The sequence below is a fragment of the Maritalea sp. YIW29 genome (assembly GCF_057219265.1).
In genome coordinates this window covers 81,368-99,487 of sequence record NZ_JBXVVF010000002.1, presented here as the reverse complement: position 1 = coordinate 99,487, position 18,120 = coordinate 81,368, and the positions used below count along the sequence as shown (strand labels likewise).

Annotated in this window: 20 protein-coding genes; 14 read left to right on the top strand and 6 right to left on the bottom strand. The window is 50.8% G+C overall.

The features are described from left to right. The first annotated feature begins 11 nt into the window (after positions 1-11). Positions 12-551 (top strand): DUF1697 domain-containing protein, encoded by a 540-nt coding sequence (locus tag AC2D8L_RS09590; protein WP_484685260.1) that lies wholly within the window; start codon positions 12-14, stop codon positions 549-551. Here AC2D8L_RS09590 and AC2D8L_RS09585 read toward each other — a convergent pair. Then, positions 548-1,186, bottom strand: coding sequence for a cation efflux transmembrane domain-containing protein (locus AC2D8L_RS09585; protein ID WP_484685259.1), 639 nt, complete (start codon positions 1,184-1,186; stop codon positions 548-550). The two genes, AC2D8L_RS09590 and AC2D8L_RS09585, sit on opposite strands and share 4 nt — an antisense overlap. A 78-nt stretch (positions 1,187-1,264) precedes the next feature. On the opposite strand from AC2D8L_RS09585, the gene AC2D8L_RS09580 reads away from it, so the two are divergent. Together AC2D8L_RS09580 and AC2D8L_RS09575 are read left to right on the top strand one after the other, a co-directional pair. Continuing rightward, positions 1,265-1,696 carry a MerR family transcriptional regulator gene (locus AC2D8L_RS09580; protein ID WP_484685258.1) on the top strand — a complete coding sequence of 144 codons (432 nt, stop codon included), beginning with the start codon at positions 1,265-1,267 and terminating at the stop codon, positions 1,694-1,696. A gap of 90 nt (positions 1,697-1,786) precedes the next feature. Continuing rightward, a complete protein-coding gene (locus AC2D8L_RS09575; protein WP_484685257.1) occupies positions 1,787-3,091 on the top strand; it encodes an HD domain-containing protein in 1,305 nt (434 codons plus the stop codon). On the opposite strand, the gene AC2D8L_RS09570 is transcribed toward AC2D8L_RS09575, so the two are convergent. Next, positions 3,088-3,888 (bottom strand): GGDEF domain-containing protein, encoded by an 801-nt coding sequence (locus AC2D8L_RS09570; RefSeq protein WP_484685256.1) that lies wholly within the window; start codon positions 3,886-3,888, stop codon positions 3,088-3,090. The two genes, AC2D8L_RS09575 and AC2D8L_RS09570, sit on opposite strands and share 4 nt — an antisense overlap. A gap of 277 nt (positions 3,889-4,165) precedes the next feature. On the opposite strand from AC2D8L_RS09570, the gene AC2D8L_RS09565 reads away from it, so the two are divergent. Genes AC2D8L_RS09565 through cobM form a run of 7 tightly spaced genes read left to right on the top strand, consistent with a single transcriptional unit; the run spans position 4,166 to position 10,640 of the window. Then, positions 4,166-4,372 carry a hypothetical protein gene (locus tag AC2D8L_RS09565; protein ID WP_484685255.1) on the top strand — a complete coding sequence of 69 codons (207 nt, stop codon included), beginning with the start codon at positions 4,166-4,168 and terminating at the stop codon, positions 4,370-4,372. Then, positions 4,369-5,505, top strand: a complete 1,137-nt coding sequence (locus tag AC2D8L_RS09560) for a sirohydrochlorin chelatase (RefSeq protein ID WP_484685254.1) — start codon at positions 4,369-4,371, stop codon at positions 5,503-5,505. The genes AC2D8L_RS09565 and AC2D8L_RS09560 overlap by 4 nt, the downstream gene beginning before the upstream one ends. A gap of 4 nt (positions 5,506-5,509) precedes the next feature. Beyond that, positions 5,510-6,157 carry a precorrin-8X methylmutase gene (locus tag AC2D8L_RS09555; protein ID WP_484685253.1) on the top strand — a complete coding sequence of 216 codons (648 nt, stop codon included), beginning with the start codon at positions 5,510-5,512 and terminating at the stop codon, positions 6,155-6,157. Further along, on the top strand, positions 6,150-7,373 hold the full coding sequence (gene cbiE, locus AC2D8L_RS09550) for a precorrin-6y C5,15-methyltransferase (decarboxylating) subunit CbiE (RefSeq protein ID WP_484685252.1): 1,224 nt from the start codon (positions 6,150-6,152) through the stop codon (positions 7,371-7,373). Before AC2D8L_RS09555 ends, cbiE begins: the two co-directional genes overlap by 8 nt. Next, positions 7,370-8,074 (top strand): precorrin-2 C(20)-methyltransferase, encoded by a 705-nt coding sequence (cobI, locus tag AC2D8L_RS09545; protein WP_484685251.1) that lies wholly within the window; start codon positions 7,370-7,372, stop codon positions 8,072-8,074. The genes cbiE and cobI overlap by 4 nt, the downstream gene beginning before the upstream one ends. Continuing rightward, positions 8,062-9,852 carry a bifunctional cobalt-precorrin 5A hydrolase/precorrin-3B C(17)-methyltransferase gene (locus AC2D8L_RS09540; protein ID WP_484685250.1) on the top strand — a complete coding sequence of 597 codons (1,791 nt, stop codon included), beginning with the start codon at positions 8,062-8,064 and terminating at the stop codon, positions 9,850-9,852. The genes cobI and AC2D8L_RS09540 overlap by 13 nt, the downstream gene beginning before the upstream one ends. After that, positions 9,849-10,640, top strand: a complete 792-nt coding sequence (gene cobM, locus AC2D8L_RS09535; RefSeq protein ID WP_484685249.1) for a precorrin-4 C(11)-methyltransferase — start codon at positions 9,849-9,851, stop codon at positions 10,638-10,640. The genes AC2D8L_RS09540 and cobM overlap by 4 nt, the downstream gene beginning before the upstream one ends. On the opposite strand, the gene AC2D8L_RS09530 is transcribed toward cobM, so the two are convergent. Both AC2D8L_RS09530 and AC2D8L_RS09525 read right to left on the bottom strand, forming a co-directional pair. Then, entirely contained in the window at positions 10,619-11,359 is a 741-nt protein-coding gene (locus AC2D8L_RS09530) for a cobalt-precorrin-6A reductase (protein ID WP_484685248.1), read from the bottom strand. The genes cobM and AC2D8L_RS09530 overlap by 22 nt on opposite strands. A gap of 21 nt (positions 11,360-11,380) precedes the next feature. Further along, positions 11,381-12,472: a cobalt-precorrin-5B (C(1))-methyltransferase gene (locus tag AC2D8L_RS09525; protein WP_484685247.1), complete on the bottom strand. Its 1,092-nt coding sequence runs from the start codon at positions 12,470-12,472 to the stop codon at positions 11,381-11,383. A gap of 134 nt (positions 12,473-12,606) precedes the next feature. Here AC2D8L_RS09525 and cobA point away from each other — a divergent pair, with 134 nt between their 5' ends. From cobA to cbiB, 4 genes are read left to right on the top strand one after another with little or no spacing between them, the layout of a single operon-like run. Beyond that, the gene (cobA, locus tag AC2D8L_RS09520) at positions 12,607-13,398 is read left to right on the top strand and encodes a uroporphyrinogen-III C-methyltransferase (RefSeq protein WP_484686384.1); all 792 of its coding nucleotides are present in this window, start codon (positions 12,607-12,609) and stop codon (positions 13,396-13,398) included. Beyond that, positions 13,391-14,689, top strand: coding sequence for a cobyrinic acid a,c-diamide synthase CobB (locus AC2D8L_RS09515; RefSeq protein ID WP_484685246.1), 1,299 nt, complete (start codon positions 13,391-13,393; stop codon positions 14,687-14,689). Before cobA ends, AC2D8L_RS09515 begins: the two co-directional genes overlap by 8 nt. Continuing rightward, positions 14,689-16,161 (top strand): cobyric acid synthase, encoded by a 1,473-nt coding sequence (locus tag AC2D8L_RS09510; protein ID WP_484685245.1) that lies wholly within the window; start codon positions 14,689-14,691, stop codon positions 16,159-16,161. Before AC2D8L_RS09515 ends, AC2D8L_RS09510 begins: the two co-directional genes overlap by 1 nt. After that, complete coding sequence (gene cbiB, locus AC2D8L_RS09505; protein ID WP_484685244.1) at positions 16,162-17,121, top strand: adenosylcobinamide-phosphate synthase CbiB; 960 nt, start codon at positions 16,162-16,164, stop codon at positions 17,119-17,121. Here cbiB and cobU read toward each other — a convergent pair. Then, on the bottom strand, positions 17,118-17,636 hold the full coding sequence (cobU, locus tag AC2D8L_RS09500) for a bifunctional adenosylcobinamide kinase/adenosylcobinamide-phosphate guanylyltransferase (protein WP_484685243.1): 519 nt from the start codon (positions 17,634-17,636) through the stop codon (positions 17,118-17,120). The two genes, cbiB and cobU, sit on opposite strands and share 4 nt — an antisense overlap. Continuing rightward, positions 17,633-18,019: a DUF1636 family protein gene (locus AC2D8L_RS09495; RefSeq protein ID WP_484685242.1), complete on the bottom strand. Its 387-nt coding sequence runs from the start codon at positions 18,017-18,019 to the stop codon at positions 17,633-17,635. Before AC2D8L_RS09495 ends, cobU begins: the two co-directional genes overlap by 4 nt. Between the last annotated feature and the right edge of the window lie 101 nt (positions 18,020-18,120).

Here is an 18,120-nt window from a genome sequence, read left to right as displayed (position 1 = left end):
GCGACAGAATAATGAACAAATATGTGGCTTTGTTTCGTGGCCTAAATGTGGGCGGTCACAACAAAATAACAATGGCAGATCTTAAATTGATGTTAGCCCAAGCAAATTGCCAAAAAGTTTCGACATATATTCAATCTGGAAATGCGGTGTTTTTACACGAGTTATCCGGCAATGAATTGCAGGATAAACTAGAAGACATTTTTGAAAAACAATTTGGCTATCGGGTTAGCATAGTGATCCGAAATGAAGCGGAGCTGCAGGCTGCCCTTGGTGGCTATCCCTATTTCGACGATGCGCGTGAACTTAAATTCATGATGACCGGGTTTGCGCGCGGCACGTTGAATGAAGATGCAATGGATATTTTAGATGGGGCCGCGGTTGAAGGCGAGCTTGTGAATATTGACGGCCAAGACGTGCATTTTTATTTTGGCAATGGGTCTGGCCGTTCAAAGTTGGGCGCCCTAAATTTCGCCAAAAAAATTGGCGCGCCGATCACTATTCGTAACCGACGCACCATCACTAAGTTGGTTGAGATGCTAGGTGATCTCTAATGATTATGCTCGTGCGCTGGTTCGCCTTCGCGCAATTCACGAAGGGAGTGTCCCAACACTTGCCACGCGGAGGATAGGAACAACCCGGCCATGATGATCGCGACGACCAGATCGGGCCAGCCGCTGGTGGTGAACCAAACCGCAGCTGCGGCTAGCATCACCCCGACATTGCCGATCGCGTCATTGCGCGAGCATAACCAAACCGAGCGGACATTCGCATCGCCGTCCTTATAGGCGACCAACAAGAACACGCTGGCAAGGTTGGCCGCAAGGGCCAAAAAGCCGATGACGCCCATTGTTTCAGCGTGGGGCAGGCCGACATAAAAGAACTGATATGCGGTTGAACCTGCAACCCAAAGCCCCATGCCGAGCAAGGTTAAACCTTTAAAGAGCGCCGCACTCGCACGTATCGATTGTGGGCGACCAATCACCCAAAAACTGATTGCGTAGGTCACGCCGTCCTGCAGGAAATCCAGAGCGTCCGCTTTGAGCGCTTGCGAACCGGCAAGTTGGCCGCCGGCCATTTCAACGCCAAACATCACCAAGTTAATGATGGTGACCCAAATCAGCCTTTTTTTATATTCAGTGGACATGCCGTCAAAATTTTTGGTTTTGCCACAACAACTTTCGCTCATTTTGGAACGGTCTTTCTTTATTTTTGTCGTTTCTGATGCTACTTGTAATTGCTATAGCGACTAGAGGTTCAAGCCCAAATGGACAAAAATTTCAAAGAATATTCAATCGGCCAACTTTCAAAACTAGTGGACGTAAAAGTGCCGACCATCCGCTATTATGAGCAAATCGGATTGCTTGAAGAACCTTGGCGGACGGATGGCGGGCAGCGCCGATATAATCAAGGCGCACTTGAGCGGCTCAACATGATTGCCCATGCACGGGATTTAGGATTTTCAATTGATGCTATTCGTGAGTTTAATCGCCTAGCCGGACATCCAGATGCGCCATGCGAGGACCTTGACCAAATCACACAACGTCATTTAAACGATGTGCAGACACGTATTCAAAAGCTTGAGCGCTTAAGGGATGAGCTTCAATCTATGTTGAATGATTGTCAGCATGGCACGGTAAATAAATGCCGTATCTTGCAAGTCTTAGGCGACCACAATCATTGCCAAACTGAGCACTAGACGCAGCTGCGCCTCGTGACTAATTTCTCTCTTCAGTTTTTAAATTGAAGGGACATTTCCGCTTTTTCAAAGATCAAGGACCTTGGCCCCATGACCACCGAATTGCCCACCGAAATGCCCACTGAATTGCCTCGCCTCTCCATTCCAAATGACCGTTTGCAAAAGCAAATCGCCTTCACCATGGAAATGGACAAACTTAAGTCCATCGACCGGATGACCAAAATCATCTGCGTGGATCGGGTGGAAAATGACGCAGAACATTCTTGGCACGTGGCGCTTATGGCGTTGGTTTTTGAACCCTATGCGGGCGGAAACGTAGATATTGAGCGGGTCATCAAGATGTTGCTGGTGCATGATGTGGTCGAGATCGATGCCGGTGACACCTACATTTATGCTGGTACTGATGCGGATGAACAGTTTGAAACAGAACTAAAAGCTGCAACGCGTATTTTTGGTCTTTTGCCTGAAGAGCAGGCCGAAGAGCAAATGACCTTATGGCGCGAGTTTGAAGCACGCGAAACGCCCGAGGCCAAGTTTGCTAAGGCAATCGACCGCTTGTCGCCATTCATCTATTATGGGTTTGCAGGGGAGGGCTGTTGGGTCGGCCAGGGCGTTGACGACGCCATGGTACGCGAACAAATGGTGAGTTTGGATGATGCATCTCCGGCTCTAAAAGAATTGTATGAAACCTTGCTGAGCACCTACCAGAAGTTCGGGGTCGTGCGTGACAGCAAAAACCCATCCATTGAACCAGCTAATCAGCACGAACAGTTGGCCAAATATATGCGAGATACCCAGTTCTCAACGCCGGATATCACGCAACGTTTTCAATTCATAATGGAGATGGATAAGTTAAAATCCATCATCCGGCAGACACAACTGATCAGTGTTGATCGGTTAGAAAATGACGCGGAACATTCCTGGAATCTGGCGATTATGGCGGTGATCTTGCGCGAATACGCAAATACAGAGGTCGATCTGTTGCGTGTGCTCAAGATGCTTCTGATCCACGATATTGTGGAAATAGATGCCGGAGATGCACCACTTCACGATTCAAATGCGCAAGTTGGCAAGGAAGATCGCGAGATTGCCGCGGCCGAGCGTTTGTTTGGCATGTTGCCAAAAGACATTGGAGATCATCTGCATGAGCTGTGGTCAGAATTTGAGGCTCACCAAACTGCCGACGCCCAGTTCGGACGATCCATGGATCGTCTTTCGCCACTCCTGAACAACTTTTACACCAAGGGTGTGCGGTGGCAGAGCTTTGGGGTGAGCGCAGCTACCGTCCGCAAAAGACTTGTCGTCATTGGAGATGGGTCGGATCAACTGTGGAAGTTGGCCAGCTCCGCCATCGACCAATGCGTTGAGCTTGGGTTCATACCTGCAAATAATTAGGCGGTTGCGGCGTGCATGATTTCAGGTTGAGTAGGGTTGTCAAAGATAACCTGATCTCGCCCGTTTGCTTTCGCCAAATACATCCGACCGTCCGCCATTTGGACAAAATCGCTCAGCGATTGGGACGCCTGGTGCAATGCGCCGCCGATTGAAACACTAAGTCGTTGACTATAGGTTCCATCCTCAAATGTGATCTCGTTTGCCTTTGAGCGAATGTTTTCGGCAATTGATAATGCAACGCTTTTATTTGTTCGCGGCAGAAACACACCAAATTCTTCCCCACCAATGCGACCAACAAATGCGTCTGGTGACGTTTGTTCTTTGATTGCAGAAGCGATGAGCTGGATGGCATAGTCACCACGTGCGTGACCAAAATGATCGTTCAGTGATTTGAAATTATCAACATCGATGTACAAAAAGCTTCCAGCAGTTGGGCCGGCTAACGGTGTATGAAGAGCGTCTTCGACGGCGTCAAACAATGCCGTTCTATTCATCAATCCCGATAACTGATCTGTCGCTGCGAGGTGCGCGAGTTTTTTTGTTAGGTCACATAACTTCACGCGTTGCCAACAAACATACACAGATGTTGGGGTGGCGACCAACAAGGTGATAGATCCGGAAATTAGCCATTCAGCAAAAAGCTGAGGCCAGCCTAAATGCCAGTAAACAAGGGTAACCAAAGCCTCAACGGCGATGAAACAAAAAAGAACAAGCGGTAAAGCTCTCACAAGAGTGGGATAAACGTATTTGCGGTCTTGGGATGGAATGCCCAAAAGCGTTGCTGCCGTATTGATCAATTTGTATCCCTTCCGTTCACCTAATTTGAGCTCAATTGGGTTTCAAAGTCAGCAGGAACTCTACGGTACAAGAGTAAAAGAACATGAAATACCGGATGTCACAGCAGATCGATTGTTGACGGCCGATTTTCAACCGCATACAAAAACCTCGCAGCGTTCCAACTAGGAACTGAAAGCGATTCCGGTGCGGTTGACCCAAATAGGGGACCAAACCCAGAGCTGCTCGATGTTTTGACATAAGTGAACTCTGCCTCTTTTTAAATCTCAGAGGTAGAAAATGAAAAATATAGTTCTCACCACCGCCACTCTTCTTGGCACTGTTTCGATTACAATCAACAATGCCAACGCGCATTCGGGTCACACCGAAATTGTTGACGGCCACTCCCACACGCTTGTTGATCTTGCATTGATGGGGCTGGCACCAGTTGCATTGGGGCTCGCCATCTTTGGTCTGGTCCTAGTTGTGCGTGGTCGAAAGTCGTGAGCGGTCGTCTCAAGTTACCTGCCGACACAGCTGTAATGCTGTGTGGGCACGGCAGCCGAAACCAACTTGCAGTTGGCGAATTTGCCCACCTTAAAGACCGGCTTCAAGCTAAGCTGGGCGATGTACCAGTTGAATATGGCTATCTCGAATTTGCAGACCCGGTCATTCATCATGGGCTGAATAAACTCAAAGATCAGGGCATCAAAAAAGTACTGGCGGTTCCAGGCATGTTGTTTGCTGCTGGCCACGCTAAAAACGACATTCCATCGGTGCTTAATTCCTATCAGGCGAAAAATCCTGAAATGGAAGTGATTTATGGGCGTGAACTGGGTGTGGATCTTAAAATGATCCGCGCTGCAGGTGCTCGTATTGAAGAAGCGCTTGAAAAAGCCGGCGGTGATGTGCCGCGCGAAGAAACGCTTTTGGTGGTGGTTGGTCGGGGTGCCTCGGACCCGGATGCCAATTCAAACGTCGCTAAAGTTATGCGCATGCTTTGGGAAGGTATGGGCTTTGGATGGGGCGAAGTTGCCTATTCTGGCGTGACGTTCCCGTTGACCGCACCTGCACTGCGGCACGCGACCAAGCTTGGCTATAAACGCATTGTGGTGTTCCCCTATTTCCTTTTCACCGGTGTGCTTGTGAAACGGATACATAGCTACACGGATGAAGTCGCAGCTGAATATCCTGACATTGAGTTTATCAAAGCTGGTTATCTCAACGACCATGATTTGGTGGTGGATACGTTCATTGATCGCATTGAAGAAACGCTTCAAGGCGAAAACAAAATGAACTGCCAGATGTGCAAATATCGAGAGCAAGTTTTGGGCTTTGAAGCTGAAGTTGGGTTGGCCCAAGAAAGCCATCACCACCATGTTGAAGGCATTGGCGGCGGCATGGAAAATTGCCCCTGTAAGGGCGATTGCGATGCGTCTTGTCGAGACGAAGAGTTTTGCAAAAAACATGGCCTAGAGTGGACGCCGGTTCACTCACACGATCATGATCATGGCCACGACCACAGTCATGATCACGAGCATACGCATGACCATGCTCACGACCATGCGCACCATCCTTATCCATTTGCTGATCATCCATTGGGGCCGAAAACCATGGAAAAGAAAACGGGCAAGGAATAGGCGGGTGGATTGGCTTAAAGATCCACAAGCGATCTATATGGAAAGCTTTGCAACCATTGAACGTGAAGCGGCGCTGGATCAATTTCCAGCGTCCTTACGCTCTGTCGTGGTACGCATGATCCATGCGTGCGGCATGGTGGATTTAACAAAAGACATTCGTTGGCATGGCGACGTGGCAGCTGCCGCCGCGTCCTCCATTGATGCAAGAAAGCCGATTTTTTGTGATTGTGAGATGGTTCGGTCGGGGATTATTCGACGGTTTTTGCCCGATGGGTTTGAGCCATGTTGTACCTTGAATGATCCACAAACACCTGAATTGGCGAAACAACTAAAAACAACCCGTTCTGCCGCTGCCGTCGAATTGTGGCGCGAACAACTTGAGGGTGCAGTTGTGGTGATTGGCAATGCGCCGACCACGCTATTTCAACTGCTTGAGTTAATTGAGGCGGGGGGGCCAAAACCAGCCGCAATTATTGCAACGCCGGTTGGATTTGTTGGGGCCGCTGAAAGCAAACAAGCTTTGGCACAGGCCAATTTGGATATACCCTTTGTCACTGTGCTTGGTCGTCGTGGTGGTTCCGCCATGGCAAGTGCCGCGCTGAACGCCATGACGATTGAGAAGGATTGGGCAGGGGTAAATGGGCATGAGTAAATGTTGGCTAAATGTTGTCGGCGTGACCGCCCGTGGTATTCATTCCCTCGCGCCTGAACAACAGACATTGTTGGATCAAGCAAAGATTATTGTGGGTCCGCCGCGCAGCCTGCCCAAGGTCCGCGACACCGATGATCGGTTTGTTGTTTGGGAATCTCCCTTAGAAAATATGGTCAAGCAAATTCTGTCATATCGAGGCTCGCCGACCGTCATTTTGGCGACCGGTGATCCCACCTGGTATGGCATTGGTGCAACGCTGACGGCATATCTAGAGGAAGACGAGTTTGCCATTCACCCTGCGCCGAGCGCTTTTTCGCTTGCTGCCGCGCGGATGAAATGGCCATTGCAAAACGTCAAATGCATATCCGTTCATGGACGTCCGGTTGAGATATTGCACAGCCATATTGTGCCGGGCCAACGCATTCTAGCGCTCACCAGCGACGCAACTACGGTCCAATCCATCGCCAATATTCTGAATGTACGTGGCTATGGCGAAAGCCAAATCACCGTTCTAAACGCCATGGGTGGCGAAACGGAAAGCCGCGTAGAGTTCTTAGCAAAGAACTTTTCAAACAAAGGCATTGGCAATCTTAACACGGTTGCAGTTGATTGCGTGGCTGATGAACGCGCGCCGATCTTACCACCGCTCCCTGGCCTGCCAGACGGCGCATTTGTGCATGATGGACAATTGACCAAACGCGAAGTGCGGGCCGCCACGTTGGCAAAGCTTTGCCCATTGCCTGGCCAACATCTGTGGGACGTTGGTGCCGGCAGTGGTTCGGTTGCAATTGAATGGATGCGGGCCGCTCCGCGTGCCACTGCGACATGTTTTGAACGTCATGGTGCCCGTATTGAGATGATTGAAAAAAATCGGATGGCACTTGGTGCGCCGGGCCTAAAAATAGTCTCTGGTCAGGCACCAGAAAGCTTTCAGGACATCGCGCCTCCAGATGCAATTTTCATAGGAGGAGATGTTGGCAAGGAAGAACTTTTTGAGGCCTGTTGGGCAGCATTAAAACCCGGCGGTCGGTTGGTGGCAAACGCGGTGACACTTGATGGCGAAGTTGCATTGGTCGCGCGACTTGAAAAGTTTGGCGGAGATTTTGCGCGCATCGAAGTGTCGCATCTGGACGCCATTGGTGCGCATAAAACACTTCGACCGCGTATGGCCGTGACACAATGGAATGTTACCAAACCGGTGGGTGACGAAAAGTGAGCGGCACACTTACCCTTGTCGGTGTAGGGCCGGGCGATCCCGACCTATTGACACTAAAGGCTGTCCGCGTCATTGGCGCCGCAGATATTGTTGTGTTCCCGCAAAAACCAGACGAGCCGTCTTTGGCTCTCTCGATTGCTGAACAACATATAGGTACTAGTGCTGAGCGTTTGCCGATTGACTTACCCATGAAAGTTGAGCGTGAGCCAGCGCAGCGTGCCTATGATCGGATCGCAGGTGACATTGAGGAACATCTGGCAGTTGGCAAAACTGTTGTCTATCTGTGTGAAGGCGACCCACTATTTTATGGTTCGGCCATGTATTTGATTGAGCGCCTACAAGATGCAGATATTCAAATTGTATCGGGCATCACGTCGCTAACCGCGACGGCCTCGGTTGTTGGTCGCCCACTGGCGGCACGCAATGAGACATTGAAAATTTTACCTGCACCGCTGCCAAGTGAAAAATTGGCAATGGAACTGAACAACACACAAAGTGCCGCGATCATCAAAGTTGGTCGGCATTTTGATCGGGTGCGCGACGTACTTAAGACTACGGGCCATGCGCAGAACGCGATGATTGTTGAACGGGCGACCCAAGACGGACAAAAGATCACGCCGTTGCTTGAGTTTGTGTCTGATGAGCGTCCCTATTTCTCAACCATTTTATGTTACAAAGGAGATGAAACATGGGGCAAATGAACCCACCATTGGTCGTCTCATTTTCAGTCGCCGGTGATGAGACCGCGCAAAAAATCGCTGCGCATTTAGATGCCAAAATTTGGCTAAAAAGTGCTGCCGATGGGCGTGATGGAAAAGCGCTTACTGCCGCCGCGTTTAGCGCAGATCAGCCGGTCATCGGTGTCTGCGCCGCAGGTATTCTCATTCGTTTTTTGGCGCCGCTACTGACTAATAAACAGTCAGAACCCCCGGTAATTGCGGTTTCGCCAGACGGCAAAAACATTGCGCCACTGCTGGGCGGGCATCATGGTGCAAATGGGCTGGCGGTAGAACTGGCTGAAGTGCTAACTGGCAACGCCGCGATCACCACGGCGAGCGATAACGCTCTTGGCTTCTCGCTTGATGAACCGCCTGTTGGATATGTGCTCGCAAACCCAAATGCTGCAAAACCAGCGATGGCCAAACTTTTGGCAGGTGAAAAAATCAAATTGAGTGGCGCCTCACCTTGGTTGGAGCAACCCAAGTTTGTTGATCCAGCTGGAACTGTTCCGGTTACCATTAGTCATTTCAAACAGGCAGATGAGCAAGTGCATTTTGTGCCGCAAAATCTTGTTGTCGGCATTGGCTGTGAACGGTTCTGCCCGGCAGAACATGTGATTGAGTTGGTCGAGCAGGTGTTGGAAGCCAACAATCTCTCGCCAAAGGCTATTGCAGCCATCGCGTCAATCGATTTGAAGTCGGACGAGGCGGGCTTGTTGGGTGCCGCGCAACATTTTGGCGTTCCTCTACGTACCTTCAGTGCTGATCAATTGGCACAAGAAGCCAAACGGGTGCCGAACCCATCAACGGTTGTTATGGGAGAAGTTGGCACGCCGTCTGTTGCCGAAGCGGCTGCTATAAAGGCAGGAACACTGCTGGTTGAAAAACAAAAAACGAGCAAGGCAACTTGCGCAATTGGCATTTCAGAATTGCCGATTGATGTTGAAGTGTTTGGCGCAGTACCGGGCGCACTTTATCTCGTGGGGCTTGGGCCGGGCACCAATCAGTTGCGTACGCCTGTTGCGGATATGGCTTTGCGCTGTACGACGGATTGGGTCGGTTATGGCCTATATCTTGACCTTGCTTCTGACGCGAAAACGGATCAAGTCGAACATCGTTTTGCTTTGGGTGAAGAGGAGCTTCGGGTGCGACATGCGTTGGAGTTAGCAGGGGGCGGTAAACAGGTCTCACTGATCTGTTCAGGTGATGCGAATATTTTCGCCATGGGCGCACTAATTTATGAATTGCTGGCAGCTACTGGCGAGCGGGCAATTTCGGATGAGGCGAAACGGGTAGCGATTGAAACCTGTCCGGGCATCTCCGCTTTCCAAGCAGCAGCGGCGAAATCGGGTGCGTTGATTGGCCATGATTTTTGTTGCATTTCATTGTCTGATCTTTTGACCCCGCGCGAAGATATTCTGAAACGATTAGACGCGGCAGCAGCGGGGGATTTTGTCACCGCGTTTTACAATCCGCGATCCATGCGCCGCACCGACCTGATCGAAATCGCTAAGGAAAAATTCTTGGCGCATCGCCCTGCAAACGCCCCAGTAGTGATTGCTTCAAACTTGGGGCGCCCAGCGGAGAAAGTGCGTGTGGTGGAACTAAGTGCCTTCAATCCCGAAGAGATCGATATGCTGACCATTGTGATGTTCGGCTCGTCTCAATCGAAAAGTTTTAAACGCGGTTCGGGCGAAAATGTCGCCTACACCCCGCGCGGCTATGCGAAAAAAGCCGCCAAATTGGAAGAAGCATCATGACCGTTTATTTCATAGGGGCGGGGCCCGGTGCGGCTGACCTCATCACAGTGCGCGGCCTTAAACTGATCGAACGCTGCCAGACGTGCCTTTACGCTGGATCTCTGGTGCCTGCAGAAATCGTTGAAGCTGCGCCTGATACGGCATTGGTGAAAGACACAGCGCCGATGAATTTGGGTGAAATTATAGATGACATGAAAGCCGCCCATGACCGGGGTGAAGATGTCGCGCGGGTGCATTCTGGTGATCCATCGATTTATGGAGCTGTGGCCGAGCAAATGCGCAGGCTAGATGTTCTAGAAATCCCATATGAAGTTGTGCCCGGTGTACCCGCATTTGCAGGTGCAGCGGCGAAACTGCAAACCGAATTAACGCTGCCTGAGATTGCGCAAACCATCATCATCACGCGCACTTCCGGCAAAGCCTCTTCCATGCCAGAGCATGAAACGCTTGAAGTGCTCGGCCAATCGCGGGCCACATTGGCGATCCATCTTTCGATCCGCAATTTGAAATATGTCGAAGAAACACTGACACCATTTTACGGTGCTGACTGTCCTGTAGTGGTCGCTTATCGCGCGACTTGGCCAGATGAAAAGTTCATCACAACGTCGCTTAAAGATATGCGTGCTGACGTGCGGGCAGAAAAGATTACCCGAACAGCGTTGATTTTTGTCGGCAAGGTTTTCGGCCAAAAAGAATTCCGCGATAGCGAACTTTACAGTGCTGAATTTGCCCATGTGCTGCGCAACAAAGGCAAAAAGAAAAAGCGTCAGGCTGCAGAGGCCGAATGATCGCCAATATGTTGCAGCGCGGCCTCAACAGAATAGACTTCAACCGCTTCGGGAAGCGCTGGGCGTTCAATCATGATCACGCTCGCGCCGACCATTCGTGCGGCTTCCAGCTTAGCAGCGGTCTGGACGCCACCGGCATTCTTGGTCACCAAATGGGTGATTTCATGGGTGCGCATAAACGCCAACTCGTCGGACAGGCGAAACGGCGGGCGCTCCAAAATCACATTGACATGAGCAGGCAAAATTACTTCGGGATGCTCGATGGCGCGGATGAAAATTGTGCAATCAGTGCGCAGAACAAACGGTTCGATATGTTGGCGACCAACAGTCACCAAAACATGGGATCCTGCGTCCAAAAGCTCTGCCGCTGCTTCAATATTGGGCACATGATGCCAATTGTCTGCCACCCCGGCCTGCCAAGCTTCTCTCGTCAAACGCAGCATCGGCACTTTCAATTGCGCACACGCTTTTACAGCGTTGGCCGACATTTGCGCGGCGAATGGGTGAGTTGCGTCCACGACCATTTCAAAACCATTGCGCGAAATATAGTCCGCCAAGCCGTCACCGCCGCCAAACCCACCAGTGTGGATATGCCCATTCGGCAATCTGGGTTTACGGGTGAGACCGGCCAACGAAGTCGTGACTTGATGACCCTGTCGAACCATCGCATCGGCCAAATCAATCGCTTCTCCGGTACCGCCAAAAATCAAAATTCTCATGCGCTTATCTCCCGTTTTCGATTAATTTTGTGCGATTATAACGCCCTTTCGGTCAACCACCAAAATACTTGTTTTAATGCCGGTACCGCTCAGGGTCTTTTGCGCTTTATCATTGGCCAATTTCGCTACACGGCTAGCAATGTCTATGCCGTCATCCTGACACAGTTCCAAAACATGTTTCGCCGTTTGGGCTTTAGTTATTTCACCACAAAGCCCGTCCGACGCACCCAGCAGTTTGGCTTTTTCTGCCAACCAGTTGAAATCAACTTGGGAACGGCCTGAATGCAAATCCAAATGTCCTTGCGCCAGTTTTACAAGCTTTGCAAAACCGCCAGAAATGGTCAGGTTAGGCACCGGGTGTTTCTTGAGATATTTCAGCAAGCCACCAACAAAATCGCCCATATCCAAATAGGCCTCAATCGGCAATTTGAGGTGCGCCTGCGCTGCTTTCTCGGATGTGTCACCGGTGGAGCCGACGACATGGGTGAGCCCGATGGCATTGGCCACGTCGATGCCACGGTGAATGGAATGGATCCACGCCGCGCAGGAATAGGGGATCACTATGCCCGTGGTGCCCAAAATCGAAATGCCGCCCAAAATGCCAAGCCGTGGGTTCCACGTTTTTTGCGCCATTTCTTCGCCGGTTGGCACGGAAATCGTGATTTCAATATCCGGCACGATGTCAAAATTTTTGCAGATGGCCGTGACATGTTCGCTCATCATTTTGCGCGGAACGGGATTAATCGCGGGCTCGCCAGGCGGCAATGGCAAACCGGGTTTGGTAAATGTGCCAACACCAACACCAGCTTTGAAAATGATGCCGGAACCTTTGGCCGCTCGGCGAACAGTCGAGATAATCATTGCGCCATGGGTAACGTCCGGGTCGTCGCCAGCATCTTTTACAATCCCACATTGCGCGAAATCTTGGCCCAACTCTTCAATAGCCAAAGCAAAGCTAGGGGTTTGACTACCGGGCAGGGTGATCGCCGCGAAATCCGGAAACTCACCACTCAAAAGCGCTTCAAGAGCAGCGCTGGTCGCGGCAGTCGCACATGCGCCCGTCGTCCAGCCACGGCGCAATTGATCAGCTTGTTTTTCTTGGTCAGCACTCATATCAATAATCTATATAGCGCCATGCCCCTATTTAGCGATAGGTATTTAGCGCAAAGAAAGAACTTTCGATGAGCCTTTGGAACCGCATTAAAAATCTATTCGCCGCAGATGAGCCAAAAGGCCATTTTGCGCGTATGGATGACGCGCAGTTCCCGCCATTTGAGACGGGTTCCGTTTGGCTTGTTGGCGCGGGCCCCGGCGCTGCTGGTTTGATTTCCATGTTGGGATATTACGCGCTGGGCGAGGCAGATATTATTGTTTATGACGCTTTGGTGGGCAAAGAACTGCTTAAATATGCAAACCCAAAAGCACAGTGCATTTATGCAGGTAAACGCGGCGGTAAACCTTCACCTAAGCAAAAAGATATTTCTTTAAGCCTATTTGATTGGGCAAAAGAGGGCAAAAAGGTATTGCGGCTAAAGGGCGGTGACCCGTTCGTGTTTGGTCGTGGTGGTGAGGAAAGTGAAACCCTCGCTAAAGCAGGCGTTAAATTCCGCATCGTGCCGGGTATCACTTCAGGCATTGGCGGGTTGGCCTATGCTGGCATTCCCGTTACCCATCGTGACACTAATCAGGCGGTTATTTTCCTCACCGGACATGATGAAACGGGCGCCGTGCCTCAAGCTGTGGATTGGAATGCGATTGCCACCGCAGCGCCAGTGATCGTTATGTTTATGGCCGTCAAACATCTTGGATCAATTTCGCAAAAACTCGTGAATGCAGGCCGCAAACCAAGCGATCCGCTAGCGATCCTTTCTAATACGACATTGCCGGAGCAAACGGTGCTGACAACAACACTGGCCCATGTTGGTGATCTTGTGGAACAAGACAACGTACCAACCCCTGCTATCGTCGTGGTGGGCGATGTTGTCAATTACCGGGAAATTTTGAACTGGTATCAGCCATCGGAGAACCGTCTTGGCTAACGGATTGATCATCGCTGCACCTAGTTCTGGTTCTGGCAAAACCCTGATCACAATAGGGCTGCTTGGCGCGTTGAAAAATCGTGGCGTATCAGTAGGGTCAGCCAAAACAGGGCCTGATTATATTGATGCGTCGTTTCATGCGTTGGCGACAGGCAAAACGGCGACGAACCTAGACCCGTGGGCCATGTCATCAAGCCAACTCCGCGCCCGTGCAGCAGAGGCTGCAAGCGGATGCGATTTACTGTTGATCGAAGGCGTTATGGGCCTATTTGACGGCGCGGTAAGCGGCGACGGTTCAACTGCCGATCTCGCCGCAACGCTAAACTTGCCAGTGATTTTGGTTGTCGATGTTGGATCAATGGCGCAATCCATCGCCGCACTTGTACATGGATTTTCAACCCTACGTGCAGACATTGATGTTGCAGGCGTTATCCTCAATCGTGTTGCAAGCGCACGGCACGAGCAAATGCTGAAGTCTGCATTAAAGCCGCTCGATATAGCCTATCTTGGTGCGCTGGGTCGTGATGATGAATTGAGCATTCCATCGCGTCATTTAGGCCTCACCTTGCCGCATGATTTTCATGCTGCTCAAGCCGTTGCCACAGCATCAATTGATCGGATCGAAAAACAAATCGATCTAGCTGCCTTGCAATCTTTGTCCAAGCCGATTGCCACAAACGATGAAGTTCAATCCCTCGCACCGTTGGGGCAAAAAATTGCCGTTGCGAAAGATGAGGCATTTGCCTTTATCTATCCGCATATCTTGAACGACTGGCGCTCCCGTGGTGCTGAATTGGCTTTCTTTTCTCCCCTTGCAGATGAAGGGCCAACTTCTGATGCGGATGCTGTTTTTCTGACGGGTGGTTATCCGGAACTACACGGTGAAAAACTGGCGAATGCCAGCAATTTTTCAACAATGATGCGCCATGCGGCGAACCGCGGAAGCCTTATTTATGGCGAGTGCGGTGGCTATATGGTGTTGGGGCAGGCGCTAACAAACAAGGCTGGCGAGACATTCAACATGCTTGGCCTTTTGCCCCATAGTTCAGCGATTGACCGCCCCAGACGCCAACTTGGTTATCGACAGCTCACCCATAACAGTCCGTTGCCTTGGCCTAAAAATCTGCGCGGTCATGAATTTCATTATTCGTCCCAATCCGGGGGCGCATCCAAGCATTTATTTGATGCAAGTGACGCGCAGGGCGAAAATCTGAAGACTATGGGTTGCGTCAGCAAAAACGTTATGGGCTCATACGCTCATATAATCGATCAAGTGATGGAACAGAGCTGATGGCCAAAGCGCTGATGATTATGGGCACTGGGTCAGACGTTGGCAAAAGCCTTGTCACCGCGGGCCTATGTCGCGCTTTCACCAATCGAGGGCTGATAGTTCGCCCGTTTAAGCCGCAAAATATGTCGAACAACGCTGCGGTGACTGCTGATGGGGGGGAAATCGGTCGGGCGCAGGCCCTGCAAGCGCGTGCCTGCAGAACTGAGCCGACTACAGCGATGAATCCCGTTTTGTTGAAACCCGAAAAAGAAACCGGTGCGCAAGTCGTGGTGCGGGGTAAACGGGTTGCGTCAATGACCGCCCGCGAGTATTTCAAAAAACGCAGCGAATATTTGCCGCAAACAATCGAAGCGTTTCGCGAGTTGGAAGACCAAGCAGACCTGATCTTTGTTGAGGGCGCTGGTAGCGCTTCTGAGATCAATTTGCGTAGTTCCGATATCGCCAATTTTGGCTTTGCTCGTGCTTTAAACCTGCCGGTGATGTTGGTCGGCGACATTCACCGGGGCGGGGTGATCGCCTCGATTATTGGAACGTTAGAGGTTATCGATCCAGATGACAAAGCCCTGCTGGTCGGCTCTCTGATTAATCGTTTTCATGGTGATCCAAGCCTGTTCGAGGATGGAAAGATTTTCATCCAATCACGGTCCAATCTGCCATGTTGGGGGCCATTGCCGGATTATCCAGATGCGCGATTGCTACCGCCTGAGGATGTGTTGGCGCTAGATCACCCCACTGACATAGTGTCGGGTGGTTTCAAAATTGTTGTTCCACGCCTGCCCCGAATTGCGAATTTTGACGATCTTGATCCCCTTCGACAGGAAGAAGGCGTTAGTGTTCATATCATTGAGCCGGGCAATCCCCTGCCAATTGATGCTGATCTAGTTATACTTCCGGGTTCAAAATCCACGATTTCCGATTTGGAATTTTTGAAACTGCAAGGCTGGGTTATTGATATCAAAGCCCATCATCGCCACGGTAAGCCGGTATTGGGGATTTGCGGCGGATATCAAATGCTTGGGGAAAGACTGTCTGATCCAAATGGGATCGAGGGTGTGCCAAACGAGGTTGATGGGTTGGGCCTGCTGCATGTTGAAACCGTGCTTTCAGAGCAAAAACAATTGCGGCTTGAAGGTGCGTCCTACGGCGCTACGTCTATTCCGCTGACCGGCTATCACATGCATATGGGTGAAACAGCTGGGGATGATACTAAATCCCCTTTCGCGAATGTTGGCGAACAGGCTGAAGGCGCCACGTCGGCAGATGGCTTGGTGATGGGGACCTACTTGCACGGTCTATTTGGCTCGGATCAGTTTAGGCGTGCTTATTTGCAGGAGTTGGGTGCCAAAACTGCGCAAACGCTTGAATATGAGCGCCGGATAGACCAGATATTAGACGGGTTCGCGGCCCATCTTGAAAAACATGTGGATTTGAATGCCATTGCCAACACAATGCGAAAAGCGACGGGAAAATAAATGTTGAGTGTGATTTCAGTCTTTGCGGCGACACTGTTGGAGCGGGTGATCGGTTATCCAAGACCGTTGCTCAACACAGTTGGCCACCCAGTTATGTGGATGGGTAAGCTCATTGATATTATGGAGCAGCGCGGCAATGATCCGCTTCTTTCTGAAGAGCGTCGCCGTCGAAATGGCTATATCATGCTCGCTGTGCTCATTGCTGTCACGCTTGTGATCACGCTCTTTATTTCGGCTTTGTTGCCAGAAGGGCCAATAGGTTTGGCCATCAAGATTTTCCTCGCCAGTACTCTAATTGCGCAAAAAGAACTTGGCCGGGCGGTTGGCGCAGTAGCGGAAGGTTTGCGTAGCTCGCTCACTGAGGGGCGTGAGGCTGTTTCACATATCGTTGGGCGCGATGCGAAAGAACTTGATGAAGATGGTGTCGCAAGAGGCGCTATTGAAAGCCTAGCTGAAAACACCTCAGACGGCATTATCGCGCCGATATTCTATCTCTTCTTTTTCGGGCTGCCGGGTATCGCTGTTTACAAGGCGATTAACACTGCAGACTCCATGGTTGGCCATAAAAATGACCGGTTCTCTGCTTTTGGCTTTGCAAGCGCGAAACTTGATGACTTTGCCAATTTTCTCCCCGCACGCCTGAGTGCATTCCTGTTCGCGGCAACAGCGCGGTTCTCCAAACAGATGGATAGCGATGCGGCATGGCGCAGTGTGAAACGAGATGCAAAGCATCATCGTTCGCCAAATGCGGGCTGGCCGGAAGCCGCACTTGCGGGTGCAATTGGCGTGAAACTAGGCGGCGCGCGTGCCTATGATGGTGAAACCATTGAGTTGGCGACAATGGGTGAGGGAAAAGACGTGCTCGAAGCGGACGACATTGATCGCGCACTAAAGCTTTATGGACACATGCTAACGCTAACATTGGCCCTATTGCTCGGTCTGGCGCTGATCTTTGGTTAGCCCTTAAGCCGTTGGGGAATGCCAGCGGTTACGAAAGTGACTTCACTGCAAATCTTGGCCAGTTTTTGGTGGCTGGCACCTGCATGATCGCGGAATGCGCGGGCCATTGGATTGTCGGGCACAATGCCTTGACCAACTTCGTTTGAAACCAAAACAACGCGCAAGCTTGTGTTTGTCTCAAGCCAATGAACGAGAGCGTCCACGCTTTCGCCCGGTTCCATTTCCGCCATCATTAAGTTGGTGATCCAAAGTGTTAGGCAATCCACTAACACCATGTCGAATTTCTTGCGCCGGGCTTCTTCCAAACTTGAAATCAGATTGATCGGCGCTTCAATAGTTTTGAATCTTGAGGAGCGGCTTTGCTGATGGTTGCTGATGCGCGATGTCATCTCGTCATCCCATGCGCGACCGGTGGCGATGTAGGCGAGCTTTTCGCCTTCATTTAAAACCAACTCTTCTGCAAAACGAGTTTTGCCCGATTTTGCGCCGCCTAAAACCAGATGGTGTCCGCTCATTCTTTATTGCCTTTATCATAATTCGGGATACGCGCGATGAAATGACCACGCATACCTTGGGGCCATTCGATAAACGGCACATTGCCGTCGCTCGTTTTGGCGTGGGCCTCGCACCAGTCCAACAGCGTTTCTGCGTCATCGTCCTCGGGTCTAAAATATCCACCAAGATAGCCGGTGCGTGTCTCGTCTTCTAACAATATGGCGCAGGAGTGTTTGCAAGCCCATAAACATTCGTGCCCAATGATCTCCAAATGCTGTTCCCGCTCATCCCGTTTTTGGATCAACTTATCGCGCAATATCTCACCGCCGGTTTGTCCATTTTGATCAAATGCGCTCTCTTTTGAGAACTTGCAGGTGGTGCAGATGGTTAGTTTTTGGGTCAATTTCTACTCGGTGGGTCAAGAGGTGATATCAGCGGCTGAAACTGCGTCGAAACGTAAAAAAACGCAAGAGGTGGACTTTTTGTTACAAAAGGCGCGAATAA